This is a genomic window from Variovorax sp. EL159, from assembly GCF_900100965.1.
Lineage (GTDB): Bacteria > Pseudomonadota > Gammaproteobacteria > Burkholderiales > Burkholderiaceae_C > Variovorax.
Genome location: NZ_FMUJ01000001.1, coordinates 835,668 through 861,892, shown reverse-complemented (window position 1 = coordinate 861,892; position 26,225 = coordinate 835,668). Strand labels below are relative to the sequence as shown.

The 26,225-nt window shown below is 66.6% G+C and carries 24 protein-coding genes; 9 read left to right on the top strand and 15 right to left on the bottom strand.

All coding sequences use genetic code 11. The annotated features are described in order from the left end of the window. Nucleotides 1-7: 7 nt before the first annotated feature. From BLQ28_RS04105 to adh, 12 genes are all read right to left on the bottom strand, one after another. The gene (locus BLQ28_RS04105) at nucleotides 8-424 is read right to left on the bottom strand and encodes a YjfI family protein (protein ID WP_093237257.1); all 417 of its coding nucleotides are present in this window, start codon (nucleotides 422-424) and stop codon (nucleotides 8-10) included. 1,454 nt (nucleotides 425-1,878) lie between these two features. Continuing rightward, complete coding sequence (locus BLQ28_RS04095) at nucleotides 1,879-2,499, bottom strand: ANTAR domain-containing response regulator (protein ID WP_093237255.1); 621 nt, start codon at nucleotides 2,497-2,499, stop codon at nucleotides 1,879-1,881. Nucleotides 2,500-2,559: 60 nt separating this feature from the next. Next, the gene (locus BLQ28_RS04090) at nucleotides 2,560-3,708 is read right to left on the bottom strand and encodes a transporter substrate-binding domain-containing protein (RefSeq protein WP_093237254.1); all 1,149 of its coding nucleotides are present in this window, start codon (nucleotides 3,706-3,708) and stop codon (nucleotides 2,560-2,562) included. An 87-nt stretch (nucleotides 3,709-3,795) separates the two neighbouring features. Continuing rightward, entirely contained in the window at nucleotides 3,796-4,512 is a 717-nt protein-coding gene (locus tag BLQ28_RS04085; protein ID WP_093237253.1) for a branched-chain amino acid ABC transporter ATP-binding protein, read from the bottom strand. Further along, complete coding sequence (locus BLQ28_RS04080) at nucleotides 4,509-6,314, bottom strand: ABC transporter permease subunit (RefSeq protein ID WP_093237252.1); 1,806 nt, start codon at nucleotides 6,312-6,314, stop codon at nucleotides 4,509-4,511. The genes BLQ28_RS04085 and BLQ28_RS04080 overlap by 4 nt, the downstream gene beginning before the upstream one ends. Nucleotides 6,315-6,324: 10 nt before the next feature. Next, a complete protein-coding gene (locus BLQ28_RS04075; RefSeq protein ID WP_093237251.1) occupies nucleotides 6,325-7,158 on the bottom strand; it encodes a branched-chain amino acid ABC transporter permease in 834 nt (277 codons plus the stop codon). A gap of 44 nt (nucleotides 7,159-7,202) precedes the next feature. Continuing rightward, complete coding sequence (locus BLQ28_RS04070) at nucleotides 7,203-8,363, bottom strand: substrate-binding protein (RefSeq protein WP_093237250.1); 1,161 nt, start codon at nucleotides 8,361-8,363, stop codon at nucleotides 7,203-7,205. Nucleotides 8,364-8,430: 67 nt separating this feature from the next. Further along, a complete protein-coding gene (locus BLQ28_RS04065) occupies nucleotides 8,431-9,315 on the bottom strand; it encodes a nitrilase family protein (protein WP_256327156.1) in 885 nt (294 codons plus the stop codon). Between the two features lie 183 nt (nucleotides 9,316-9,498). Continuing rightward, nucleotides 9,499-9,708 carry a TOBE domain-containing protein gene (locus BLQ28_RS04060; RefSeq protein WP_093237249.1) on the bottom strand — a complete coding sequence of 70 codons (210 nt, stop codon included), beginning with the start codon at nucleotides 9,706-9,708 and terminating at the stop codon, nucleotides 9,499-9,501. A gap of 54 nt (nucleotides 9,709-9,762) precedes the next feature. Continuing rightward, on the bottom strand, nucleotides 9,763-11,097 hold the full coding sequence (locus tag BLQ28_RS04055; RefSeq protein ID WP_093237248.1) for a DUF2325 domain-containing protein: 1,335 nt from the start codon (nucleotides 11,095-11,097) through the stop codon (nucleotides 9,763-9,765). A 76-nt stretch (nucleotides 11,098-11,173) separates the two neighbouring features. Then, on the bottom strand, nucleotides 11,174-11,551 hold the full coding sequence (locus BLQ28_RS04050) for a DUF779 domain-containing protein (protein ID WP_093237704.1): 378 nt from the start codon (nucleotides 11,549-11,551) through the stop codon (nucleotides 11,174-11,176). 79 nt (nucleotides 11,552-11,630) lie between these two features. Beyond that, entirely contained in the window at nucleotides 11,631-13,151 is a 1,521-nt protein-coding gene (adh, locus tag BLQ28_RS04045; protein WP_093237247.1) for an aldehyde dehydrogenase, read from the bottom strand. Between the two features lie 246 nt (nucleotides 13,152-13,397). Here adh and BLQ28_RS04040 point away from each other — a divergent pair, with 246 nt between their 5' ends. The 4 genes from BLQ28_RS04040 to BLQ28_RS04025 all read left to right on the top strand — a co-directional run bounded on the left by BLQ28_RS04040 (nucleotide 13,398) and on the right by BLQ28_RS04025 (nucleotide 18,485). Beyond that, nucleotides 13,398-15,299 carry a sigma-54-dependent Fis family transcriptional regulator gene (locus BLQ28_RS04040; RefSeq protein WP_093237246.1) on the top strand — a complete coding sequence of 634 codons (1,902 nt, stop codon included), beginning with the start codon at nucleotides 13,398-13,400 and terminating at the stop codon, nucleotides 15,297-15,299. Nucleotides 15,300-15,317: 18 nt separating this feature from the next. After that, nucleotides 15,318-15,716, top strand: a complete 399-nt coding sequence (locus BLQ28_RS04035; RefSeq protein WP_093237245.1) for a gamma-glutamylcyclotransferase family protein — start codon at nucleotides 15,318-15,320, stop codon at nucleotides 15,714-15,716. Nucleotides 15,717-15,784: 68 nt separating this feature from the next. After that, on the top strand, nucleotides 15,785-16,627 hold the full coding sequence (locus tag BLQ28_RS04030) for a class I SAM-dependent methyltransferase (RefSeq protein WP_093237244.1): 843 nt from the start codon (nucleotides 15,785-15,787) through the stop codon (nucleotides 16,625-16,627). A gap of 259 nt (nucleotides 16,628-16,886) precedes the next feature. Further along, complete coding sequence (locus BLQ28_RS04025) at nucleotides 16,887-18,485, top strand: OpgD/OpgG family glucan biosynthesis protein (RefSeq protein ID WP_093237243.1); 1,599 nt, start codon at nucleotides 16,887-16,889, stop codon at nucleotides 18,483-18,485. A gap of 19 nt (nucleotides 18,486-18,504) precedes the next feature. On the opposite strand, the gene BLQ28_RS04020 is transcribed toward BLQ28_RS04025, so the two are convergent. Then, nucleotides 18,505-18,915: an FKBP-type peptidyl-prolyl cis-trans isomerase gene (locus BLQ28_RS04020; RefSeq protein WP_093237242.1), complete on the bottom strand. Its 411-nt coding sequence runs from the start codon at nucleotides 18,913-18,915 to the stop codon at nucleotides 18,505-18,507. A gap of 135 nt (nucleotides 18,916-19,050) precedes the next feature. Here BLQ28_RS04020 and eat point away from each other — a divergent pair, with 135 nt between their 5' ends. The 4 genes from eat (at nucleotide 19,051) to BLQ28_RS04000 (ending at nucleotide 23,991) form a co-directional block, all read left to right on the top strand. After that, nucleotides 19,051-20,463, top strand: a complete 1,413-nt coding sequence (eat, locus tag BLQ28_RS04015; RefSeq protein ID WP_093237241.1) for an ethanolamine permease — start codon at nucleotides 19,051-19,053, stop codon at nucleotides 20,461-20,463. 7 nt (nucleotides 20,464-20,470) lie between these two features. Continuing rightward, a complete protein-coding gene (locus tag BLQ28_RS04010; protein WP_093237240.1) occupies nucleotides 20,471-21,865 on the top strand; it encodes an ethanolamine ammonia-lyase subunit EutB in 1,395 nt (464 codons plus the stop codon). Further along, the gene (gene eutC / locus BLQ28_RS04005; protein ID WP_093237239.1) at nucleotides 21,862-22,641 is read left to right on the top strand and encodes an ethanolamine ammonia-lyase subunit EutC; all 780 of its coding nucleotides are present in this window, start codon (nucleotides 21,862-21,864) and stop codon (nucleotides 22,639-22,641) included. The genes BLQ28_RS04010 and eutC overlap by 4 nt, the downstream gene beginning before the upstream one ends. Nucleotides 22,642-22,728: 87 nt before the next feature. Continuing rightward, nucleotides 22,729-23,991: an HAD family hydrolase gene (locus tag BLQ28_RS04000; RefSeq protein WP_093237238.1), complete on the top strand. Its 1,263-nt coding sequence runs from the start codon at nucleotides 22,729-22,731 to the stop codon at nucleotides 23,989-23,991. Nucleotides 23,992-24,009: 18 nt separating this feature from the next. Here the strand turns inward: BLQ28_RS04000 and BLQ28_RS03995 are convergent, their stop codons facing one another. Next, on the bottom strand, nucleotides 24,010-24,417 hold the full coding sequence (locus tag BLQ28_RS03995; RefSeq protein ID WP_093237237.1) for a VOC family protein: 408 nt from the start codon (nucleotides 24,415-24,417) through the stop codon (nucleotides 24,010-24,012). Between the two features lie 20 nt (nucleotides 24,418-24,437). Then, nucleotides 24,438-25,190, bottom strand: coding sequence for an SDR family NAD(P)-dependent oxidoreductase (locus tag BLQ28_RS03990; RefSeq protein WP_093237236.1), 753 nt, complete (start codon nucleotides 25,188-25,190; stop codon nucleotides 24,438-24,440). A 137-nt stretch (nucleotides 25,191-25,327) separates the two neighbouring features. On the opposite strand from BLQ28_RS03990, the gene BLQ28_RS03985 reads away from it, so the two are divergent. Further along, a complete protein-coding gene (locus BLQ28_RS03985; protein ID WP_093237702.1) occupies nucleotides 25,328-26,215 on the top strand; it encodes an AraC family transcriptional regulator in 888 nt (295 codons plus the stop codon). Nucleotides 26,216-26,225 lie beyond the last annotated feature (10 nt).

The following is a 26,225-nucleotide window of genomic DNA, read 5'->3' as shown; positions in this document are numbered from 1 at the left end:
TCTCCGCTTAGTTCAGGAATTCGGACAAGGCATCGAGTGCATCGAGTGCGTTGTCGCTGAGCACGGCCACTTCGCGTGCGATGTCTTCGACGCTCGCATCGCGCCCCAGTGCGCCGGTGAGCACGTAGCGGCCGTCGACGCGGCCAAAGGACGAGAGCGGTACCGAAGGATTCAGGTCGAGCAGCGATTCGAGCAGCTCGGTGCGGCGCGCAGGCTTCACTTCTTCCTCGGTCCAGAGATAGCAGATGCAGATGATCTGCATGTCCGAACTGGTGACGAAGATCGGCAGCTCATCGCGCCCCTCGATGCTCACCTGGACCACGGGCGTGCTGCCCGGAATGGGCTGCAGCTGCACCGGCAGCCCTCCCATCGCGGCGCCGGCCAGCGTGTCCAATCCCTTGAGTTGATCGAGCAGTGATTGCATACCTCTCCTTATGGTTGAGTGCCGATGGAAGCGAGCAGGCTTCGATAAGGCCACTGTAGGCGGTATGACATAACATGTCAAAAATTTCTTTTGCCCGGACCATGACTTTCGGCACTGGCGTGCTCTCTAGAATCCGCCGATGGCAAGCCCGATCCAATTGGTCCGCGTTGACTTCATCACGCTGTGCGAGCCCCGCGCAAGGCGCTCGCCGGACTGTTTTCCGAGGAGCCATCAATGACGGAGCTGTTGCTTCTCGCGGTATGCGCCCTGCTGCTGCTGATCAACACGCTGATGACAGGACGCGTCATGTCGAGCGTCGAGGTTCCCATGCGAAAGAACCTGCTGATCGGAATGATCTGGATTGCCCCTTTCGTGGGCGCCCTGATTGCAAAATTCCATCTGCCAGCACAGCCCGCTGCCCCCGCTCGAAAAACCAAAGCGCCGGCCGCAGGCTTCGCCACCGACATGGCCCCCAGAGAAATCGCGCTGGGCGATGGGCCACCGTTTCCACTGATCGAAAACATGGGTCTCTACAACGGATTTCCCATGGTCAATTGGCCCGCTCTGGCCGAGTGGGCATCTTCTCTCGGCGGCATCGATCTTCAGCGCAAGGCAATGACCTTGGGGCAACGCGCATGGCTGCTCCACTTCAGGGATGCACTGGGGCCGCACTTTCATCTTTACGCAACGGACGATGCCTATGTGGTGTCTTCACTGGAAGACGTTGTGGCTGTGGCAACGGCCGCATATATCGCATCCACGCGCAAGCGAATCCAGCGACTTCTGGCCGGCATCGCGCATTTCGACGCGGACGACAAGAACACCTTGCTGGTTGTGGACGATCAAAGAACGTACTACAACTATGTCTCGGCGTACTACCCCGAAGGCGGCGAGATCGCCCCAAGTGGAGGCATGTTCATTAACGCGGGCTGTGCACACTTTCTCGCGATGCGGGCCGACCTCGCTGCCATCGAACCGGTCATCGCGCATGAGATGACGCACAGCGCCCTCTCGCACCTCGGACTGCCTAGATGGTTGGATGAAGGACTCGCCGTCAACACGGAGAGAAGACTGACCAGGCAAGGCCATGTGACCATGCGCCCGCAGGAACTGCACCGCAAGCATCTCGCGTTCTGGGGCCCATCCGAGATTCAGGAGTTCTGGTCCGGTCATTCGTTCTTCAGGACCGATGACGGCAACCTGCTGTCCTATGAGCTTGCGCGCGTCATGGTCGAACAGATGAGCCAGGACCGGGAACTGTTCACGCGCTTTGCCCTGAATGCCCAGCGCGAAGACGGCGGTGCCGAAGCCGCCCTCAAAGTGCTGGGTGTGGATCTCGGTGCTTACGCCTGTGCGTTGTTTGACCGGGAACCCGATCCTGCGTGGAGTCCCGATCCGAAAGGCTGGGGCACTCCCGAGCCCAAACCGCCGATCGTCGGCGATCAGGACGCCGATCAACTGCCCCCGCGCACCCGCCCCAGCCCCAGCTTCTCCATCGCCTCGTGCGCCTCGACAACCATCAACGCCACTTCCGCCACCGTGACCCGCAGCGTGGTCGCGCGCGTGCGCATGTGCTCGTAGGCCTGGGCCTCGGTCAGCGCCTGTGTGTCGGCCAGCATGCGAATGGCCTTCTCGATCTGCCGGCGTGACTTGATCGTTTCTTCGAGCTTGCTGACCTTGCTTTGCAGCCGCTCCTGGTAGCCGCGCGACGAGCGCGCCAGCACCAGCGTGCTCAGCACGCCCGACGAGCGGAACGGCCGGGTCAGCACGCCGTGCGCGCTGGTGTCCAGCAGCAGCTTCAGCGTGGTCGGGTTCTCGTAGTCGGACAGCGCGATCAGCGTCGCCTCGACGGCGCTGGCGCACCAGCTGGTGCTGTCCTGCAGCTCCTGCGACACCTGGAAGAAGATCACGTCGCAGCCCGTGGGCGGCGCGGCGGGAAAGGGCCAGATGATCTTCAGCCGGCAGCCGATGCGCTTGAGCTGGTCGAGAAGAATGTCGCGGTCTTCGCCCGGCGGGTACACCACCGCGACGCAGATGCTGCGCAGGTCATCGTAGAGGCGACGCAAGCTGCTCATTAGGTAACCTCCGCCTTCGGCTGCGGTATTTGACTTGGGGCGGCCCGGCGTCTCATGGCGTCAGCTCAGCCAGAACTCGGAAAAACCGAAGGTCGACAGGTACGGGTCGGGCTTGACGGGGCCCGCGCCCTCCCACAGCAGGTCGAACTGCCCGTCGCCGCGGCACACGGCGATGCGCGGCGTCAGGAAGGTGTGGTTGTTTTCCGCATCGATCGTCAACGGCCCTTCGGGCGACTCGAAGCGCACCGTGCGCACGGCATTGACGAGCTTGCGCGTGTCCAGGCTGCCGCTGCGCTCCAGCGCCCGCGCGAACAGGTGGACCTGGCTGTAGGCCGCTTCGGACCACATGCTGGTGGGCCGGTCGCCGAAGCGCTTGCGCCACAGCGCGATGAAGCGGTCGTTGCTCTCGTTCTTCAGCGAGCTGAAATACGTGGCCGACGTGATGTGCCCCACGCAGGCCTCGACGCCGATCATGCGCACCTCTTCTTCCACCATCGACAGGCTGGCGATCGGCATGCGCTGCGGATCGAGCCCGTGCTCGCGGTAGATCTGGTACAGGCGCCGCGCCGACTGGCCGACGATGGTGCAGAAGATGACGTCGGGCTGCGCGTCGGCAATGTCGCGCATGACGTCCTGCAGTTGCGCTTCCGACGCTTCCAACGGCACGTAAACCTCGTCGAGAATCTCGCCGCCGTGCTGCTCGACCATCTCGCGCATCACACGGTTCGACTCGCGCGGAAAAATATAGTCGGCACCGATCAGGAAGAAGCGCCGCCCCCTGTTCTTCAGCAGGTAGGCCGCGAGCTGCACGCTGTTCTGATTCGGTACCGCGCCCGTGTAGATGACATTGGCCGAATACTCGAAGCCCTCGTAGAAGGAGCAGTACCACAGCAGCGCGTTGTTGCGCTCGACCACCGGCAGCACCGCCTTGCGGCTCGACGAGCGCGAGCAGCCGAAGATCACGTTCACCTCGTCTTCCAGCAGCAGCCGCGTCGCGAGCTGCCGGTACTCGTCGGCATCGCCCTTGGGGTCGTAGGCCACGGGCAGCAGCGGCCGGTCGAGCACGCCGCCCAGTCCGTTGATTTCCTCGATGGCGAGCACGGTGCCGAAGAAGTGCTCCGACTCGGTCACGCCCGTCGCGCCCGAGCGCGAATGCAGCACGCCGATGCGCCAGCCGTCTTCGGCGGGGGCGGGTTTCTCAGTGGTCATCGGCTTTCTCCAACATCGTTCGAACAGGCACAGCACGATCCGTGCCTTCGTACCCCTGCGGCCATCTTCGACGCCCCGCGCCCAAAGTCAAACCCTCAGGTGGTCGAAGACCGATGCTGCGGCACCACCGGCCTTGGCATGGCCTTCATCGACCAGCTCGCCCTGCTTCAGCACCACATAACGGTCAGCGACCTGCAGCGCGAACGGCACGTTCTGCTCCACGATCAGCATCGCCGTGCCGCGCCGGGCGCGTTCGTCCAGCAGCGCGCGGGCGAGCCGGTCGATGACCGAGGGCTGCAGCCCTTCGGTGATCTCGTCGAGCAGGATCATCGAAGGCCGCATCATCAGCGCCCGCGCGAGCAGCAGCATCTTCTGCTCGCCGCCCGAGAGCGTGCCGGCGTCCTGCTTCAGGCGGGTCTTGAAGACGGGGAACAGCGGCTCGATGTCCGCGAAGCGCTCGTCGAAGACGGATTCTTTTTCCAGCCCGAGCCGCAGGTTGTCGCGGATGCTCAGGTCGGCGAACAGCGCCTGCTCCTGCGCCGCATAGGCGATGCCCTGGCGCGCGATGCGGTGCGGCGGCTGGCGGGTGATGTCGTGACCGTTCAGGCGAACCTGGCCGCCCTTCTTCGGCAGGTAGCCCATCACCGTCTTGAGCAAGGTGCTCTTGCCCATGCCGTTCTTGCCCAGCAGCGCCACGGCCTCGCCGGCCGCGACGTCGAGCGACAAGCCGCGCAGCACCACGGAAGCGCCGTAGCCGCTGGAGAGGCGTTCGAGGCTCAGTGCCTGTTGCTTCGTCTCGCTCATGCGGCCTCCTGCGGCGCATGCGCGCTGCCGGCGTAGATGGTCTTCACCAGCGGCGAGTTCACCACCTCCTCGAAACTGCCCTGCATCACGATGGTTCCCTGGTGCAGCACCACGATGCGCGTGGCGATCTGTTCGACGAAATCGAGGTCGTGTTCCACCAGCAGGCAGCACAGGCCATGCCGGTGTGCGAGCGACGACAGCACCTCACCGATCTGCGCGCGCTCGGTCTGGGTCAGGCCGGCGGTCGGCTCGTCGAGCAGCACGATGCGCGGCTCCAGCGCCAGCACCATCGCAAGCTCCAATGCCTGCTGTTCGCCGTGCGAGAGATCGCGCGCCACGGTGGCCAGCTTGGCGTCGAGCCCGGTGGCGCGCACCACGTCGAGTGCATAGGCCGGCAAGCGCAGCGCGTCGTCTTGCCGCAGCAGCGAAGGCCGCTCCAGCAGCGTGCCCGCGATGCGCAGGCACTGCGCCACCGTCAATGACTCGAAGATGTTGGCGTTCTGGAACTTGCGCCCCAGCCCGAAGCGCACGCAGGCCTCGGGCGGCAGGTCGCGGATGTCGTGGCCGCACAGCTTCACGGTGCCGGCACTGCGCTCGGCCCCGTCGCTCATGCAGCGCATCAGCGTGGTCTTGCCTGCCCCGTTCGGCCCGATCAGCCCGACCAGCTCGCCGGCGCGTGCTTCGAGGTCGATGCCCTGCAGCACCTTGAGTGCACCGTAGTGTTTTGCGACCTGCGCCATGTGCAGGGCCGGCGTGGCCGCCTGCGCAGCGGCCACGACACCGACCGGCCGCGCTGCCAGCGTCGGCACGCGCGCAGCGATACGGCCCAGCCCGAAAGGCTTGAGCAGCAACGGCACCAGCCCTTGGGGCAGTAGCACGATGACCCCCACGAAGGCCACGCCGACGATCAATTGCCACGCGAACGGCATGCTGCCGCTGAGGTACGCGGTGGCCACGTTGATCAGCACCGCGCCGATCAGCGGCCCCCAGAGCGTGCCGCGCCCGCCCAACGCGACCCAGATGATCAGCTCTGTGCCCAGCGCAAAGCCGGTCAGCTCGGGCGCCACCACGCCGCTGAAGGCGCCGTAGCCGAAGCCGGCGATGCCCGCGACCACCGCCATGACGGTCAGCAGCACGATCTTGACCGCCGCCGTGGGAATGCCGAGGTAGGTGCAGCGCGATTCGTTGTCGCGAATGGCGGCCAGCACCCGCCCGGCGTCGCTGCGCACCAGCAGCCAGCCCAGCAGGCCGAACAGCACGAGCATGCCGCCGGCCACCCAGTACCAGGCCTCGACCGAAAGGTCGAAGCTCTCGTAGCCGGTCAGGCCCGAGCTGGAGCCCGTCCACTGGCCGCCCGACAGCAGCAACTGCGTCAGCACGATCGGCAGCACCAGCGAGATGACCGTCGCAAAGAACGGCGAGGCGCCCCGGTAGAACGACAACCACCCCACCAGCGCCCCGACCGCCGCGCTGACCACGATGGCCGCGCCCAGCGCCAGCAGCGCCGTCGAAATGCTGAAGCCGCTGTGCGTGAACACCAGCCCCGCCGCATAGGCGCCAATACCGAAGAAAGCCGATTGGCCGAAGCTCAGGTAACCGGTGTAGCCCCACAGCACATCGACCGTGATCGCGGCGATGGCGAAGAAGAAGGCCTTCACGAGGATGTTGAGCAGGTAGGTGTCGAACACCCACGGCCCGGCCACGATCAGCAGCAGGCCGATGCCGCCCAGCACCGAGAGCCCACGGCCCGAGCGCAACGTGGCGCGCAGCGAAGAAAGCGACGAAGGCACCGTGGAGGCCATTGCGATGCTCTCAGCCACGGGCAAACCCCTTCGGACGGATGCGCAGCGTGACCGCCGCGAGCACCGCGATGGTCAACCCGCCGAGCACCGGGTTGGCATACGTACTCACCAGCACCTGGCAGGCACCGAACACCACGCAGGTCAGCAGCAGGCTCGGCATCGAATGGCCCGACACCATGACCAGCATGAAGGCGCTCACCAGCCAGGGCAGCCCCATGTTCGGATCGACGCTGGACAGCGGCGTGATCATCGTGCCCGCCAGCGTGCCCAGCCCCGCCCCCAGGCTGAAAGTGATGAAGCGCACGCGCCCCGCATGGATGCCCAGGCCGCTGGCCAGTTCCTCGTTCATGATCACCGCGCGCGTGCGGATGCCGAAGCGCGTGCCGTTGAGCAGCCCGGTCAGCAACAGGCACAGCCCGATGGCGATGGGAACCAGCAGCAGTCGGTAGGCCGAGTAGTCCACACCGCCGACCGACCACGTGCCCGCGAGCGGCGCATCGACGAACTGCACCTCGCGGCCGAAGGCCATCACGATCGACTGCCCGATGACGATGCCCAGGCCCCAGGTCGCGAGGATGGCGTCGAGCGGCCGCTTGTAGAGCGGCTTCACGATCAGCCACTCCACCAGCATGCCGGCCACCACGCCGACCGCCAGCGCCAATGGCCAGCTCAGCCACGGATCGAGCCTCAGCTGGGTCACCACATAGCTCGCGTAGCCGCCAAGCGTGAGCAGCGCACCGTGCGCGAAATTGACGATCTTCATCACCCCGAAAATCATCATCAGCCCGGCGGTGACGATGAAGAGCATCGCCGCGGTCGTGAGCAAATCCAGCAACAGCACCATGTAGCGGCCCTTGTCTCTTTGTCTTTTCGTGTCCGTCTGCGACGTTACTTCAGGTTCGGGCACTGCGCGCCGGGGTCGACGCTCGCGAAGGTCTCGAGGATCTTGATCGATCCGTCGGCTTGCACCTGGCCCAGCCGCATCGACAGCGGCGTGTGGCGGCTCTTGTTCATCGACACCGCACCGCGCGGGCCGGTGAACGACACCTCGCCGAGCGCCTTGACCACCTGGGCCGCATCGACCGAACCGGCCTTTTCAACCGCCGCCTTGTAGAGAAAGAAGGCTTCGTACTGCGGCTCCGACAGCTCGTTGGGCGTCTTCAGGTCGGCGCCGAACTTCTTCTTCATCGCCTCGAGAAACTTCTTGTTCTCGGGAATGTCGATGCCCGTCAGGTACGAAGCCGACATGTACATGCCGCTGGCCACGTCGCCCATGGTCTTTGCGGTGCCCTCGTCGATCGCGAGGTTGCCGTAGGGCAGCGTGAGGCCCGCACCCTTCAGTTGCTTGGCCAGCGACACATTGGGCGCGCCGCCCGCGGTGGCGCTGATGAGGGCATCGGGCTTGGCAGCACGCAGCTTCGAGATCACCGAGGTCCAGTCGCTGCCGTCGATCGGCAGGTATTCCTCACCCACCACCTTGCCGCCCTTCTGCTCGATGTACTTGCGGGTGAAGTCGAGCATGCCGCGGCCGAAGGCGTAGTCGTTGCCGACCAGGAAGAAGGTCTTGGCGCTCTTGCTCTTGAGGAAGTAGTCGACCACCGGCGCCACCTGCTGCTCGGGCACCCAGCCGTTCACGTACATCCAGTTGTTGCACGAGCGCCCTTCGTAGAACGAGGTGTAGATGTACGGCACCTTGCCCTTGCTCACCACCGGCAGCGCGGCGTTGCGCGCGGCGCTGTTCTCCATCGCGATGATGGCGGCCACCTTCTTCTGGAACACCAGCGTGTCGAAGGCCTTCTGTGCGCCGACGGCGCCGGAGGCATCGTCCACGATCTCCAGCTCGACCTTGCGCCCGAGGATGCCGCCGGCCGCATTGATCTCGTCGACCGCAAGCTGCGACGACTGCACCGCGGCCGGCGCCACCACGCTGTTGGCGCCCGACAGGCCGACCGCCACGCCGATGCGAAGCGGGTCGGCGGCCTGGGCATTGGCGCCCAGCAAGGATGCAGCCGTCAGGGCGCCGAGGCGCAGGAGGGAAGTGATCTTCATGTTCAAGGTCCTCTCGAAGTTCGGTGGAAAGTTTTTTGAGTGAGTGACAGCAGAAAAATCGAAAGGGTCAGTGCCGCGGCAGCGGCCAGCCTGTCCCCAGCATCGGGTCGTAGATGTCGTCGCGGCGGTCGCGCAGCACATCGTTGAATGCGTTCAGATGGCGCGCCTGGCGCGACGCCTTGAGGTTGATGCGGGCGTAAAGAATCTCCTCGCCATCGTGCGAGGCGGGCCCCGCCAGCGGCCACCCTTGCGCCCCCACGATGAGGCTCTGCCCGACGAAGGGCTGGCCCCGCTCGGTGCCCGTGCGGTTGGCGCAGACGATGTTCATCCCGTTGCTGTGGGCGCTGGCCATGGCGAGCGTGGTGGCCATCGCGGGGCGGTCCGCGGGCTGCTGCGGCATGGGCACCCAGTTGGTCGGCATGCAGACGAGGTCCACGCCCTGCATCGCGAGCAGGCGATAGGTTTCGGGGAACCAGCCGTCGTAGCAGATCAGCACGCCCAGCCGCCCCAGCTCGGTGTGGAACACCGGCAGCCCCTTGTTGCCGGGCTCGAAGAACAGGTGCTCGTCGCCCCACAGGTGCAGCTTGCGGTAGGTGCCCAGCCAGCCGCGCGGGCCGAGCACGGCGGCCGCGTTGTAGAGGCGGTCGCCCTCGCGCTCGGCAATGCCCGCGACCACATGCACGTTGCAGCGCCGCGCCACTTCGGCCCAGGCGCGCGTGCTCGGTCCGTCGGGCACCGGCTCGGCCAGCGCGAAGGCCTCGGCGCGGCTGGCGAACACGTAGCCGCTGTTGGCCAGCTCGGGCAGCACCACGATCGAGGCGCCCTTTGCAGCGGCCTGCTCTATCAATTCCACGGACCTCGCGACGTTGGCCGCCGTGTGCCCCACGTGCGGCTCCATCTGCACACTCGCCACGACGAGATCCGGAAAACCCTGGCCTTCTTCCACAGTCATTCAAGCTCCAAAAAGCAAAAAGCCCTCGACCCCGCTTGCGCGTTGTTCGAGGGCTTTCATAGCCGGTATGTGAAGCAGCAATGTTGCTGCCCGACGCATCCGTCAAGGACGGGTGCTGTCGTGGGGCTGGAGATTAGAAGAAGGTATTCGCGGTGTCAATTGGAATTTTGGGCGCTGCGAATTTCAGTCGGTTCCGACCATCACGCTCGACGCCTTGATCACCGCATAGGCCTTGCCGCCTTCGACCAGCGAGAGCGCCTGGGCCGAGCTGCTGGTGATGGTCGAGACGATCTGAACGCCGGCTGCGATCTCCAGCGTGACCTCGGTCGTGACCGGACCGCGAACGATGGAAATGACCTTGCCGGACAGGACGTTGCGTGCGCTGATTTTCATGAAGTGCTCCTGGGTTGGATTGAGCACCCTAGTCTATCGGCGGCACCTTCCCTCTCAACCGTGCCTTGGGCAGATCGATCTGTCCGATGATGGACTGGCCCCACCGACATCGGCGGGCGGCGCCGAGAACGCCGCCGCAAAGCACCCGATGCCCGCACTGCGCAAGGGCATGTAGCGCACCTGCTGGCGCACGCAGATGCGCTTGATGTTGTCGACCGATTCATGGTCGATGCAGTCGACCGGAAACACCACCACCTGCGCCCACGACACCGCCGAGGCCAGCAGCCCGGCCCGGTCTTCCAGGCCGCCGCCGTGGCGGCGGAATTCACCACCATGGCGCTGCACGAGATCGCGGATGGCGGGCATGGCGCTGGGCCGTCCTCCGACGTAGAGAACGCGGCGCCCCTGCAGTTGCCGGTCGAGGTCGGCACCGGCACCCGATGCGGCCTCGCCGGCGTTGAGCTTCAACTGCGCCTCGGCCGCGGCGAGTTCGCGCCCCAGCGCGATCGCATGCTGGCGCAGGTGCTCCAGCTCTTCCGCGAGCCGGTTGGCCTCGGCCACGGCCGCTACCGCAGCCTGCTCCGCGCGTTCGCGCCGACCGGTCTGCACCGCGATGAGCGCGGCGGCGCGCTCGCCCTCTTCCGCGCGCGCCCGCGCCGCAAGGGCGAGGTCGGCGGCTTCCGGCGACGCGATGCTGCGCGCATTGCCGGCTTCGATCAGCTCGTGCTTCAGCCCGGCGATGGTTTTGTCTCTCTCCTCCAGCAGCTCCAGCGAGCGGACCTGGTGTCGGTCCAGCCGCTCGCGCAATTCGATGTTGTCGCGCTCCAGCGCCTCCAGCCGGCGGATGTCCGCCCGGTTGGCCGCGCCCACCAGATGCGACAGCATGTGCACGTCGCCGAAGGCCCGCTGCCGCAGTTCGGCGGTGGCCTTGCGGTGCATCAGCACGGCCCAGTAGGCACCGGGGATCTCGCCCTGCCGCAGCGCTTCTTCCCAGCAGGCGGTGAGCGCCGGTGCGTCGTGGATCTTCGACAGACGCTGGATGACCGGCGCGTGTCGATGGTCCAACGCCTTCTGCAGCGCCTTGGTGACGGCCGTGTTCTGCGTCGCGAGCCGGACGGCGTCGTGGTGGATCTCCAGGTCGCTGGCGCCTTCCACGTCCGAGAAGCGCGCGATGAGCTTGCGAAGCTCGCCGGTCGTCAGGCAGGTGCCGATGACCGAGCAATAGAAATTCGTGTCGAGTTCAGACAGCCGAACGCGCCCGCCGGGCGCTGTGTCTTCGGCGTTTTCCGTCGGCTCGCAACAGGCTGCCGCATTGCGAAACACGACCCGGCCGCTCGCCGCGTCCACGGGTGAGGCCGAAGAAAGAAGTTTGAAGGGCGGATGGAGCATGCGCCACGCAATATACGGCGCAACATAGCGAATGCCAAGCGGCCGGGCCGACTTTTACCCGCCGTGGGGCAGGCGCCTACCGGGCTTCCTCGGCTTCGAGCACGGCCCATTCCGCGTCGGTGAACAGCCGCGAACGCGTCAGGAAGCGCACGCCCTCTGGCCCTTCCAGCGAGAACATGCCGCCGCGCCCCGGCACCACGTCGATGATCAGTTGCGTGTGCTGCCAGTACTCGAACTGCGGCCCGCTAATGTAGAACGGCGTGCCGCCGATGTGGCCGAGCAAGCGGTCGTAGTCGCCCACGATGAACTCGCCGCGGGCGTAGCACATGGGCGCGCTGCCATCGCAGCAGCCGCCCGACTGATGGAACATCAGCGGGCCGTGCTTGGCGATCAGCTTCTCGATGAGCGCCAGCGCCGCATCGGTCGCGGTCACGCGCAGGACTTCTTGCGTCATGGTGGCTTTCTTGCGGATGTCGAAAAGCCCCGCACGGGCTTCATGCAAAGCACGTGCGGGGCGGCCATGCCTGCGGCGCTCAGAAGAAGCCCAGCTTGTTCTCGCTGTAGCTCACCAGCAGGTTCTTGGTCTGCTGGTAGTGGTCGAGCATCATCTTGTGGTTCTCGCGCCCGATGCCCGATTGCTTGTAGCCACCGAAGGCCGCATGCGCCGGGTAGTGGTGGTAGCAGTTGGTCCACACGCGGCCGGCCTGGATGCCACGGCCCATGCGGAACGCGCGGTTCATGTCGCGGCTCCACACGCCGGCGCCCAGGCCGTAGAGCGTGTCGTTGGCAATGGAGAGCGCCTCTTCTTCATCCTTGAAAGTGGTGACCGACACCACGGGGCCGAAGATCTCTTCCTGGAAGATGCGCATCTTGTTGTGGCCCTTGAACACGGTCGGCTGCACGTAGTAGCCATCGGCCAGGTCGCCTTCGAGCCTGGCGCGTTCGCCGCCGATCAGCACCTGCGCGCCCTCCTGCCGGCCGATGTCGAGGTACGACAGGATCTTTTCCAGTTGCTCGCTCGAGGCCTGCGCACCGATCATCGTGTCCATCGCCAGCGGGCTGCCCTGCTTGATGGCAGCCACGCGCTTCAATGCACGTTCCATGAAGCGGTCGTAGATCGACTCCTGGATCAGCGCGCGGCTCGGGCAGGTGCAGACCTCGCCTTGGTTCAGCGCGAACATCGCGAAGCCTTCGAGCGCCTTGTCGAAGAAGCTGTCGTCCTTGTCCATCACGTCGGCGAAGAAGATGTTGGGCGACTTGCCGCCCAGCTCCAGCGTGACCGGAATCAGGTTCTGGCTCGCGTACTGCGAGATCAGCCGGCCGGTGGTGGTCTCGCCGGTGAAGGCGATCTTGCCGATGCGGTTGCTCGACGCCAGCGGCTTGCCCGCCTCCACGCCGAATCCGTTGACCACGTTCAGCACGCCCGGCGGCAACAGGTCAGCGATGAGCTCCAGCAGCACCAGGATCGACACCGGCGTCTGCTCGGCCGGCTTCAGCACCACGCAGTTGCCGGCCGCGAGCGCGGGCGCCAGCTTCCACACCGCCATCAGGATCGGGAAGTTCCACGGAATGATCTGGCCGACCACGCCGATGGGCTCGTGGAAGTGGTACGCGAAGGTCTCGTGGTCGATCTCGCTGATGCCGCCTTCCTGCGCGCGGATGCACGAGGCGAAGTAGCGGAAGTGGTCGACGGCCAGCGGCAGGTCGGCCGCCATGGTTTCGCGCAGCGGCTTGCCGTTGTCCCAGGTTTCGGCGGCCGCCAGCATGGGCAGGTTTTCCTGGATGCGGTCGGCGATCTTGTTGAGGATGTTGGCGCGCTCGGTGGTCGAACTGCGACCCCATGCGCCCTTGGCCTTGTGACCCGCATCGAGCGCGCGGTCGATGTCTGCCGCCGTGGAACGCGGCACCTCGCAGAAGACCTTGCCGGTGACGGGCGTGATGTTCTCGAAGTACTGGTTGTCCACCGGTGCGACCCATTCGCCGCCGATGAAATTGCCGTAGCGCTTTTTGAACGGCACCGCAGTGCCGAATTTGCCCGGTTCAAGCATGTCCATGACTTGTCTCCATGTGCTGGTGGTGGTGGCGCCACGACATGCGGCGACCCGCGCTGACAACCGCAAGCCACGTACCCGCGCGGATCAGGACATTCCCTGAGTACTTCCTCGTGGCAACAAGGTGCCGCAGAGGGTTTCCATTCGCAATCTGCGACATGCATGCGCGAACATAGCGACTAGGATGTCGCATAAGGCGAATACGACGCAGCGAAGACGCGAAACAACGGGAACCCACCGGAGACACGCATGAGTGAAGCGCAGTTGCCATCGGTCAGAGTGGAGCAGGCTCGCGAGCTGTTCTTCAGGCAGGGCCGCGACCCCGCGCCATGGATCGCGCCGCACATCTCGCGCTCGTGGCAGCGCAGCCGGCCGGTCGACCGCCTGTGCATCGACCCCGAGCCGATGGCGCTGGCACTGTTGAGCGAACGGCGCGAACAGGCGATGCGGCTGCTCAATTGCGCGCAACCCGAACTCGACGGGCTGGCCGAGCATGCGGTCGGCAACGGCTGCGTGGTGATCCTGTCGGACGCGAGCGGCTTGATCCTCGAAGAAATCGGCAGCCCCGACTTCTTGCCGAAGGCCGAGCGCATTGCGCTGCAGCCCGGCGTGGAATGGTCGGAAGACCATCGCGGCACCAATGCCATCGGCACTGCGCTGATGGAACGCGAGGCGCTGATGGTGCTGGGCGGCGAACACTACCTGGCGCAGAACGGCGCACTGGGCTGCGCGGCGGCCCCCATCTTCACCGGGCGCGGCGAGCTGGCGGGCGCGCTCGACATCTCGGGCGAAACCGCGCGCGTCAACCCGCATGCGCTGGGCCTGGTCCGCATGGCCGCGCAGCAGGTCGAGCACCGGATGATGCTGGCCGAAGCCGGCGGCCATGTGCTGCGCTTTCATGCGCGGCCGGCGCTGATCGGCACTGCGCGCGAAGGGCTCATGGTGATCGAGGGCGGGCGGATCGTCGCAGCCAACCGCGTTGCGCTCGAACTGTTCGACCGGTCATGGGAAGGCCTGCTCGACCTCGACGTCCGCGACTTTCTCGGCCCGCACTGGCCGCGCATGGAACACCGGCGCAGCCTGCTCACCCTGCCGGGCGGACGCCAGATCGCCACGGTGATGGAACGCTCGAGCACACCGGGCAGCGCACGCACGGCAAGCCGGCGCGCGCATGCGCCCGATAGCCCGCGGGCACCCGAAGCCGACGCCGTGCTGCCGCTGCTGGAGCGTGCCGTGCGGGTGCTGAACGAAGGCGTCTCGGTGCTGGTGAACGGAGAAACCGGCAGCGGCAAAGAGGTGTTCTCCCGCCGGCTGCATGCCACGAGCCGGCGCGGCGCGGGCCCGTTCGTGGCGGTCGATTGCGCCTCGCTGCCCGAGACGCTGATCGAGTCGGAGCTGTTCGGCTACGAGGAAGGCGCCTTCACTGGCGCCAGGCGCAAGGGCATGGCGGGCCGCATCCGCGAGGCCCACGGCGGCGTGCTGTTCCTCGACGAGATCGCAGAGATACCGCTTGCGCTGCAGACGCGCCTGCTGCGCGTGCTGGAAGAACGCGTGGTCACGCCGCTCGGCGGTGGCCAGGGCGTGGCGGTGGATTTCGACCTTGTCTGCGCCACGCACGGCAACCTGCCGGCGCTGGTCGAGGCCGGGCGCTTTCGCGCCGACCTGATGTACCGCGTGGCAGGCTTCAGCGTCGCCCTGCCCTCGCTCAGCCAACGCAGTGACCGGCATGCGCTGATTGCGCGGCTCTTTCTCGAATCGGGCGGCGCGGCCAAGCACCTGCGGCTGGAAGACGACGCGCTCGAGGCGCTTGCGGCCTACCGCTGGCCCGGCAATGTGCGCGAGCTGCGCAGCACGCTGCGCGCCATCGTCGCGCTGGCCGACCCCGGAGATTCGGTGGACGCGCCCGCATTGCCTGCGCACCTGCGGCACGGCACGCCGCCGGTGCAACCGCACGGCGCAACGGCCGCCGATGCCCGGCCTGCATTGCAAGCTGCCGAGCCGCTGGTCGCCATCACGCGCCATGCCATCGACGAGGCGCTCAAGGCCTGTGACCATGACGTCGCCAGGGCCGCGCGCCGCCTGGGCGTTCACCGCAGCACCATCTATCGCCATCTCGCACGCCAGCGCGGCAAGCCCGCCGCGCGCCCATGAACCTGGACTCTTTCGCCCATGACATCACCTGAAGCCGGACGCACCGAAGCGGCCGACACCGCCACCACCGAACGCCTCTTCTCCTACGGCACGCTGCAGCTGCAGTCGGTGCAGCTGGCCACCTTCGGCCGCAAGCTGGCCGGCCAGCTCGACCGGCTGCCGGGCTATCGCCTGGCGCAGCTCGAGATCAAGGACGCGGCAGTGGTCGCCACCAGCGGCAAGACGCACCACCCCATCGTCGCGCCCAGCGGCGTGCCGCAAGACGGCGTGGACGGTGCCGTCTTCGCCGTCACGCCGGCCGAACTGGCGCATGCCGACGCCTACGAGGTGGCCGACTACCGGCGCGAGCGCGTCACCCTGGCATCGGGCCTGCAAGCCTGGGCCTACGTGGACGCACGCTCCGCGCCGGCCGGCTGAACGAAAGTCTGACTTGCCGGCTGCCACGGGAGCGGCCAGACTTTGCGCATGGCCCTCCTCCCGCATTCATGACCGCCCGCAAACCCGCACGGAGCTTGTCGGCCGTTCCTTCCACCTTGCGGATTCCGCTCGCCGCGCGCGCCTCGGGCGACGCGATGTTTCCGCAGGTCGCCGTGCGCGACGCCTACGCGGCCGGCATCCTGGAGCAGATCCGCGACGACGGGCAGCCGCTGCCGGAAGACCGGGCCACCATCTACGGCATCCTGGCGCGCACGCGGCGCTTTCGCGCCCTGGCGCAAGACTTCCTGAAGCAGCATCCGGGTGCCCGCGTGGTCAACATGGGCTGCGGCCTGAGCCATTACTTCCAGTGGCTGGACGACGGCAAGTCGCGCATGACCGACGCCGACCTCCCCGAGGTGCTTGAACTGCGCCGCGAGCTGCTGCCCGACACCCACCCGCGCCATGACGTCTGCGAGCTGGACCTGACCGCGCCCGACTGGTGGGAGCAACTGTCGTTGCCGCGCAAGCGCAATGCGCAGCCGGTTTTTCTTTTCACCGAAGGCGTGCTGATGTACCTGGAGCCCGAGCAGGTGCAAGCCGTCTTGACCACCTTCGGCGAGCGTGCGCCCGCGGGCTCGGTGCTGGCCTTCGATGCGATGTGCTGGCTGGCCGTCGGGCGCGCCAGGCAGCACCCCTCGGTGCGCACCACCGGCGCGGAATTCCGCTGGGGGCTGCGCCGGCCCGCCGAGCTGACGCAGCCCCACCCCCGCTTGCACCTCGACGCCACCTTCCGGGTGCTGGAAGGCATGGGCCTGCCCTACACGCTGTTCGCGCCGATGGTCCTGCTGCTGCTCGGCGTGCCGATCTATGCGGTGTATTCACTGCGTGCCACCGACCCGGCCGATACATAAACGCACAATTTTCCGAATGCCGGGCTTTGTCCGGCTTTGTCCGGCCCCGATTGCGCGGAATGGCTGACGCCGCGCGGCCTGCGGCCCGGTCAAGCTGGGCGCTGTTCCCCGTCGCGGAAAATCCCATGCAGGCTTGGCTGGCCCTCGCTGCATTAGGATGATTTTTCCGGGCGCAGGTGCCTCCATGGGGTGCCTGCCCGCGTCGTTCGTTCTCCTGTTCCCCGTGTTCCCCCAAAGACTCGCAACCCTCAAGAACCACATGCTTGATCGCCGATCCTTCCTTGCCGCTGGCAGTGCCGCCGCCGCACTCGCCGCCCTCGGACTTCCCACGGAGGCGCTGGCCGCCAACGGCCTGCAACTGAGCCAGCCTTCGCCCTTCTCCTTCGACAGCCTCGTCGCCGAGGCTCAGCGCCTGGCCGCGCAACCCTATGCGGCCGCGCAACCGCTCGCGCCCGAGGTGTTGGACCGCATCGACTACGACGCCCACGGCAAGATCAAGTTCGACCCCGCCAATGCGCTCTTTCGCGATGGCCCGGGTGCCTTTCCCGTCACCTTCTTCCACCTCGGCCGCTTCTTCCAGACGCCCGTGCGCATGCACGTGCTCGAAAACTCCGACGGCGATGCCTTCGCGCGCGAGGTGCTCTACAGCCCCGATTACTTCTCGATGCCGCCCGACAGCCCGGCGCGCGCGCTGCCGGCCGGCGCGGGCTTCGCGGGCTTTCGCCTGCAGGAAAGCCGCCTGGGCGACCAGAGCAAGCTCGACTGGCAGAAGAACGACTGGGTCGCCTTTCTCGGCGCCTCGTACTTCCGCGCCATCGGCGAGCTGTACCAGTACGGCCTGTCGGCGCGCGGCATCGCGCTCGACGTGGCAGTGCCCGACAAGCCCGAGGAATTCCCCAACTTCACGCGCTTCTACTTCGAGACCCCGGCCGCCGGCAACACCACCTCGATGACGGTCTACGCGCTGCTCGAAGGCCCGAGCGTCACGGGCGTCTTCAAGTTCGTGATGCAGCGCGGCAAGGCCGTCCTCATGGACATCGACTCGCGCCTCTTCCTGCGCCGCGACGTGGGCCGCCTGGGCCTCGTGCCGCTCACGTCGATGTACTGGTACTCGGAGACCACCAAGCCCACCGCCATCGACTGGCGCCCCGAGGTGCACGACTCCGACGGCCTGGCCATCTGGAACGGTGCGGGCGAACGCATCTGGCGCCCGCTCAACAACCCCACGCAGACACGCGCCTCGGCCTTCGCCGACACCAAGCCGCGCGGCTTCGGCCTGCTGCAGCGCGACCGCAACTTCGACCACTACCAGGACGGCGTCAACTACGACAAGCGCCCCAGCCTGTGGATTGAACCGCTGGGCGACTGGGGAGAAGGCTCGGTGCAGCTGATCGAGATTCCGACCGACGACGAGATCCACGACAACATCGTCGCCTTCTGGGTGCCCAAGGCCGATGCCAAGGCGGGTGCCAGCTACAGCCTGCAATACCGCCTGTACTGGACCGACCAGGAGCCCTTTCCGTCACCGCTGGCGCACTGCGTGGCCACGCGCATCGGACGCGGTGGGCAGCCGGGCCAGCCGCGCCCACAGGGCGTGCGCAAGTTCATGGTCGAGTTCATCGGCCAGCCCCTCACCACCGTGCCCTTCGGTGTGAAGCCCGAGGTGGTGCTGGCGGCTTCGCGCGGCAAGTTCTCGTACGTCTTTGCCGAAGCCGTGCCGAATGGCGTGCCCGGCCACTGGCGCGCGCAGTTCGACTTCACGCCCGAGGGCACGGAGCCGATCGACATGCGGCTGTATTTGAAGAATGGGGATCAGACGTTGACGGAGACCTGGCTGTACCAGTACCAGCCAGGTTGATCGAAGCTGCGCGAAGCGATCAGCGCTTCGTGACCGACACCAGTTCCACTTCGAAATTCAACGTCGCGTTCGGCGGAATCACGCCGCCCGCGCCGCGCGCGCCGTAGGCAATCGACGGCGGGCAGGTCAGCTTGGCCTTGCCGCCGGGCTTCATCTTCTGCACGCCTTCGGTCCAGCACGGGATCACGCCGTTGAGCGGGAACTCGGTGGGTTCGCCGCGCTTGTACGAGCTGTCGAATTCCTTGCCGGTGTCGGGGAAGGTACCGCGGTAGTGCACCTTGACCGTGTCGGTGGCGGCGGGCGATGCGCCGGTGCCTTCCTTGAGCGACTGGTAGATCAGGCCGCTGGGCGTGGTCACCGGGGCAGATTGCGCAAAGGCTGCGGGGATGGCGAAGACGGACACGAGAGCGGCACAGAAAAAGGACTTCACGAAACACCTCGGGGATTGAAAGACCCCGATTATGGCCAGCGCCTGCGTCGCCTCCATGTAGCCCGATGTAGCTCGTGGAACAGCCCTTGCTTTGCCGAATGTGCACTGTCAACATTCACGAAGAGAGGACGTCGCATGAACGCCACCGAAGCCACGCCGGGCATGCACGCCGGCACCGGTCATCTCAAGAAGGTTCTGGGTCCCATCCAGCTCTGGGGCATCGCGGTGGGCCTTGTCATCTCGGGTGAATACTTTGGTTGGAGCTACGGCTGGAACACCGCCGGCACGCTCGGTTTTCTGGTGGCCACGGTACTGGTGGCGACCATGTACACCACCTTCATCTTCAGCTTCACCGAACTGTCGACGGCCATCCCGCATGCGGGCGGGCCCTTCGCCTATGCGCGGCGCGCGTTCGGGCCGCATGGCGGCTTCGTCGCGGGCTTTGCGACGCTGGTCGAATTCGTCTTTGCACCACCGGCCATCGCGCTGGCCATCGGTGCCTACCTCAACGTGCAGTTCCCGGGCATCAACCCGAAGTGGTTCGCGCTCGGTGCGTATGTGATCTTCATCGGGCTCAACTGGATCGGCGTGGGCATCGCCGCGGCCTTCGAGCTGTTCGTCACGGTGCTGGCCATCGTCGAGCTGCTGGTGTTCATGGGCGTGGTCACGCCGGGCTGGACCATGGCGAACTTCGTGGCCAACGGCTGGGCCGGCGGCAGCGTGCTGAACGGTGCGGCCATCTCGGGCATCTTCGCGTCGATCCCGTTCGCGATCTGGTTCTTTCTTGCCATCGAGGGCGCGGCCATGGCGGCCGAAGAGGCGCGCGACCCGCACCGCACCATTCCCATCGCCTACACCACGGGCATCGTCACACTGGTGGTGCTGGCCTTCGGCGTGATGATCTTCGCGGGCGGCGTGGGCGACTGGCGCAAGCTCGCGAACATCAACGATCCGCTGCCACAGGCCATGAAAGCGGTGGTGGGCGACAACAGCGGCTGGCTGCACATGCTGGTGTGGATCGGGCTGTTCGGGCTGGTCGCGTCGTTCCACGGAATCATCATGGGCTACTCGCGGCAGATCTTCGCGCTGGCGCGCGCGGGCTACCTGCCGCGCTACTTCGCCGGCCTCAGCCCGCGCTTCGACACGCCGCACCGCGCGCTGCTGGCCGGCGGGGTCATCGGTGTCATTGCCATCTTCAGCGACGAATGGGTGCAGTTCGGCGGCCAGACGCTTACCGCCAACATCGTGACCATGGCGGTGCTCGGGGCCATCGTGATGTACCTGATCTCGATGGCCGCGCTGTTCAAGCTGCGCCGCACCGAGCCTGACCTGTTGCGCACCTACCGCGCGCCCTTCTACCCCGTGTTCCCGGCCATCGCACTCGGCCTGGGCGTGGTGTGCCTGGGCGCGATGGTGTGGTTCAACTTCATGCTGACCGTGCTGTTCCTCGTGCTGATGGGCGCGGCCTATGGCTACTTCCTGCTGACCTCGGCGCAGCGCAAGGCGGCCGCGCCGGACGAGATGCTGTCCTCGACCAACGCCGCCTGACAGAAAGATGCGCTACCGCACCACCATCGACCAACAGGTCTTCGCCTTCGACGACCTGCGGCAGGTCATGGCCTTCGCCAGCCCGGCACGCTCGGGCGACTACCTCGCGGGCATCGGCGCAGCCACCGCGCAGCAGCGCATGGCGGCGCGCCATGTGCTGGCCGACACGCCGCTCAAGCAATTCCTGACCGAAGCGCTGATTCCGTACGAGAGCGACAACATCACGCGGCTCATCATCGACAGCCACGACGCGCAGGCCTTCGCGCCGGTGTCGCACCGCACGGTCGGCGACTTCCGCAACTGGCTGCTGTCGGAAGCAGCCACCACTGCCACGCTCACCGCACTGGCGCCAGGCCTCACGCCCGAGATGGTGGCGGCCGTGTCCAAGCTCATGCGCAACCAGGACCTGGTCTCGGTCGCGAAGAAGTGCTGCGTGGTCACGCGCTTTCGCGACACCATCGGCCTGCCCGGCCACCTGGCCGTGCGCCTGCAGCCCAACCACCCGACCGACGACCTGCGCGGCGTGGCCGCCTCCACGCTCGATGGGCTGCTCTACGGCGCGGGCGATGCGGTGATCGGCCTCAACCCGGCTTCGGACAGCATGCCCGTGCTGGGCCAGTTGCTGCGCATGCTCGACGAGGTCATCCAGCGCTTCGAGATCCCCACGCAAAGCTGCGTGCTCACGCACGTGACCAACACGCTCAGGCTCGCGGAAGCGGGCGCGCCGGTCGACCTCGTGTTCCAGTCCATCGCCGGCACCGAGAAGGCGAACCTCTCGTTCGGCGTCACGCCCGAGCTGCTCGACGAGGCCTATGCGGCGGCGCTGTCGCTCCAGCGCGGCACCATCGGCAACAACGTCATGTACTTCGAGACAGGCCAGGGCAGCGCGCTGTCGGCCAATGCCAACTTCGGCGTCGACCAGCAGACCTGCGAGGTGCGCGCCTATGCGCTGGCGCGGCGCTACAAGCCCTTTCTCATCAACACCGTGGTCGGCTTCATCGGGCCGGAGTATCTGTACGACGGCAAGCAGATCATTCGCGCCGGGCTCGAAGACCACTTCAGCGGCAAGCTGCTGGGCCTGCCCATCGGCTGCGACATCTGCTACACCAACCACGCCGAAGCCGACCAGGACGACATGGACAACCTGCTCGTGCTGCTGGGCACGGCGGGCATCAACTTCATCATGGGCATTCCGGGTGCCGACGACGTGATGCTCAACTACCAGAGCACCTCGTTCCACGACGCGCTGTTCCTGCGCGAAACGCTGGGCTTGAAGCGCGCGCCCGAGTTCGAGGCCTGGCTGCAGCGCATGCAGATCACCAATGCCGCGGGGCAACTCGCACCGCCCTCCGCCAACCGGCTGCTGGCCGGCATGGATGGGCTCAAGGCACTTGCGCAATGAGCGAATCCGTCACACCCAACCCGTGGGCGCAATGGCGTTCGGCCACGCCTGCGCGCCTGGCGCTCGGCCGTGCCGGCGCCGGCATGCCGACCGACGAAACCCTGCGCTTCGGCTGGGCGCATGCGATGGCGCGCGACGCGATTCACGCGGCGCTCGACGTCGATGCGCTCGACGCCACCTTGCGCGCGCAGCACTGGGAGGTGGCGCGCGCCCGCAGCCGCGCCGCCGACCGCACCACCTACCTGCGCCGCCCCGACCTGGGCCGCCAGCTCGATGAAGACGACGGCGGCCGCCTGCGCGCCATCGGGCGCTATGGCTGCGATGTCTGCATCGTCATCGGCGACGGTCTTTCCTCGCTCGCGGTGGCGCGCCATGCCGCGCCGCTGCTCGCGGCCCTGCGCGCGCACCTGCCGCCCGAAACGCGCTTCTCGCCCGTGGTCATCGCCACGCAGGCCCGCGTGGCGCTGGCCGACGAGGTGGGTGAGCTGTTCGGCGCCATGCTCTCGGTCATGCTGATCGGCGAGCGGCCGGGCCTGAGTTCGCCCGACAGCCTCGGCGTTTACCTGACCCATTCACCCCAGCGCGGGCGGCACGACGCCGAGCGCAACTGCATCTCGAACGTGCGGCCCGAGGGCCTGCCCTGCGAGGCCGCCGCGTTCAAGCTGGCATGGCTGATGCGAGAGTCGCTGCGCCGGGGGCTGACCGGCGTCGAACTCAAGGACGAGAGCGATCTCGCGGTGCTCGAGCAACGCCCCGCACCACCGCTGCCCCGCTGAGCGGCGGACTGACCCGGAACTGTCACGAGCGTTTCGTACGCTCGTCATTTTTCGCCCGCTCCTTCAAAACTACAGGAAAAAACACAAATGCAACGCCGAACCGTCCTTCTCACGCCAATGGCCGCCGCGCTCGTCACCGCCGGCTGCGCCAGCCTCTCGCCCGCCAAGGGCCTGGCACCCGGCCAATGGGACGCCTTCAACCGCGCGCAGATCAATGGCCTGATCGCCAGCCTCGGCAAGGACAGCGCGGGCTACAACGCCGCCAAGCCGCCCTACGTGGTGTTCGACTGGGACAACACCAGCGTCTTCCTCGACATCGAGGAAGCCTCGTTGATCTACCAGCTCGAAAACCTCGTCTTCGGCGCCACGCCCGCGCAGCTCGAAGTGGCGCTGCGCAAGAACATCCCCAAGAAAGACTTCCTGCCCGCGTACAACAACGCGGCCGGCAAGCCCGTCAACATCGACCGCGTGGTGCCCGACATCGTGGCCAGCTACACCTGGCTCTACCAGAACTACAAGGGCCTGAAGGGCGACCAGTCGCTGGCGGTGGTGGCGCTGAGCCCGCATTACTCGGCCTTCACGACCAAGGTGCGCTATCTCTACGAGGCCATCGGCGACACCTTCGACCACGACACCGCCTACCCTTGGGTCACCTACCTCTTCGCCGGCATGACCGAGGCACAGGTGCGCAAACTCACGGCCGACACCGTGGCATGGCAGCTGAAGGAGCCCATCACCAAGGTCAAGTGGACATCGCCCGCTGCGCTGCCCGGCCGTGCCGGCGTGGTCTCGGTGAGCTGGAAGAATGGCCTGCGGCTGCAACCCGAGATGCAAGCGTTGTACGCGGCCTTCCGCAACGCGGGCTTCGACGTGTGGGTGTGCTCGGCATCGTTCGTCGACGTCATCAAGGAGATTTCGTCGAACCCCGCCTTCGGCTACAACAACCCGCCCGAGCGCGTGCTGGCGATGGAACTGGAGCGCGATGCCAACGGCGTGATCCAGCCCGAGTTCCGCCGCGGCTACGACCAGACGCAAGGGCCGGGCAAGACCAAGAACATCCGGCGCTTCCTGGTCACGAAGTACGGCTACGGCCCGAGCTTCGTGGCCGGCGACAGCGAAGGCGACCAGAACATGATGGCCGACTTCACCGACACGAAGAAGGTGCTGATCGTGAACCGCCTGCGCGACCCGAAGACCGACATCGGCAAGTTCTCGGCGCTGGCGGTGCAGAACTACGGCAAGGCCGACACGCGCTACCTGCTGCAGGGGCGCGACGACAACACGGGCGCGTGGGTGCCCTCGCAATTGCACACGCCGCTGGGCGCGACGCAGGGCAAGGCGCTGAAGTAACGCCGGCCCTCGTCCCGGTCAAGGCCGGGGTGGGTGTTGCCAGCTCTTGTAGACGAACTCCAGGCTGTATCCGTCGGGGTCCAGCACATTGGCCGCGTAGTAGCGCGGGTCGTAGTGCAGCCGTGCGCCCGGCGCGCCCTTGTCGGTTGCGCCGGCCGCCATGGCCGCGGCATAGGCGGCATCGACCTGCGACGTGTCGGCGCCGACAAAGCCGACGTGCGCGGCGCGCCGGTCCGCGCTGCCCTCTTGCAGCCAGAAGAACACGCGCCCGCCCGCGCCGAAGCCCTTCAGGTCCGGGTGGCCCGGCGGGCCATCCTTGCCGTCGTAGTCGAGCTGGTGGCCGATGCCGAGCGGTGCGAGTGCCGCGGTATAGAACGCGACCGAGCGCGCGATGTCGCTGACCGTCAGGAAGATGTGATCGAGCATGTGTTGTTTGTTCCCTGGTTTCAGATGCTGTAGCCACCCGCGACTTCGATGTTCTGCGCGTTGACCCAGGCATTGTCTTCAGACAGCAGGCTCGCGACAACGCGGCCGACATCGTCGGGCACGCCGATGCGCCCGAGCGCCGTCTGTCCGGCGAGCAGTTCGACGAACTCCGGGCTCTGGTCCAGCGCCTCGCTGGTCATGTCGGTGCGGATCGCGCCCGGTGAAACCGAGTTCGCACGAATGCGGCGAGGGCCGAACTCCTTGGCTATGCAACGCGTGAGCACTTCGAGCCCGCCCTTGAACGACGCATAGGGCGCGGTGCCCGCCGTTGCCACGCGGGTCGTCGCGCTGGTCATGTTGATGATCTGGCCGCCATCGGCCATCAACGGCAGCAGCACCTGGGTCAGGAAGAACGGGCCCTTCAGGTGCACGTTCAGCAGGCCGTCGAACTCGGCCTCGGTGACGGTCTCGATCGGGTTGAAGGCGCCGTAGCCTGCGTTGTTGACCAGTGCATCGAAGCGATCTCGCCCCCACGTCGCCTTCAACGCGGCAGCGACCTTGTCGCGAAAGGCCGAGAAAGACGCCACCTTGCCGACGTCCAGCGCGAGAGCCACCGCCTTGCCGCCGGCCGCCTCGACCTGCCGAACGACTTCTTCGGCACCGGCCGGGTGGCTGTTGTAGGTCAGGATGACGCCCATGCCGCGCCTGGCGGCGTGGATGGCGGCGCTGGCGCCGAGGCCCCGGCTCGCGCCCGTGATGATGACTACGCCCATGTGTTTTCTCCATCTGCAAAGTGATGGATCAACGATAGGTGCCGAGCGCTTCACAAGCCTGCCCTTTCCTGCCTCGATCCTGCCTATTCCTGCTTTCGCACTTGCGACGCCGTTGGCTTTGCGGTGTGATGCCGGCCATGGAAGAACAACTGAAAGAGCTTCGGCGGCTGGCATCGGCGAAGGCCAGGAACCGGATGACGGAAACCGGCATTCCCCGCGTGGCGATGGTGCAGGGCAAGATTCCGGAGCACGAGCTGAACGCCGTGTACGACCCGATGGTCAACCTGATCCTGCAGGGCAGCAAGTCGATGACGGTAGGAAGCAAGACCCTTCACTACTCGCCGGCCAGCTACTTCGTGATGTCGGTCGAACTGCCTGCGGTCGGCACGGTGCGGCCCGCGAAAACCGGCGAGCCCTACCTAGCCGTCGCCCTGACGCTGACACCGGCGACGGTCGGCGCCCTGATCGCCGACTTGCCTGAATTTGCCAGCGCCGGGAAGACCGGCGCCGGCTTCTCCGTGGCGTCCGTCACCCCGGAACTGATGGATGCGTGGGTTCGCATGCTGCGGCTGATGGAACGCCCCGCGGACATTCCAGCATTGGCGCCGGTGTACGAGCGCGAGATCCTCTACCGCGTTCTGCAGGGGCCGCACGGCGCCATGCTGCGCGACATTGCCTCCCCAGACAGCGCCATCGCGCGTGTGACGCTGGCGATCCAGCGGATTCGTCGCGACTTCGCCGAACCCTTGCGGGTCGAGACGTTGGCACAAGTGGCGGCCATGAGCGAATCTGCATTCCATCGGCATTTCAAGGCCGTCACGGCCTTGAGTCCGTTGCAGTTCCAGAAACGCGTGCGCCTGTTGCAGGCCCGCACGCTGCTGCGCGTCGGCGGGAAGAGCGTCACCTCGGCCGCCTTCGAGGTCGGCTACGAAAGCCCCACGCAGTTCAGCCGCGAATACGCTCGCGCGTTCGGCCTGCCGCCGGGGCGCGACGCGCAGAAGCTGCTGGCCACGCACGCGCCCTGAACGCGAATGC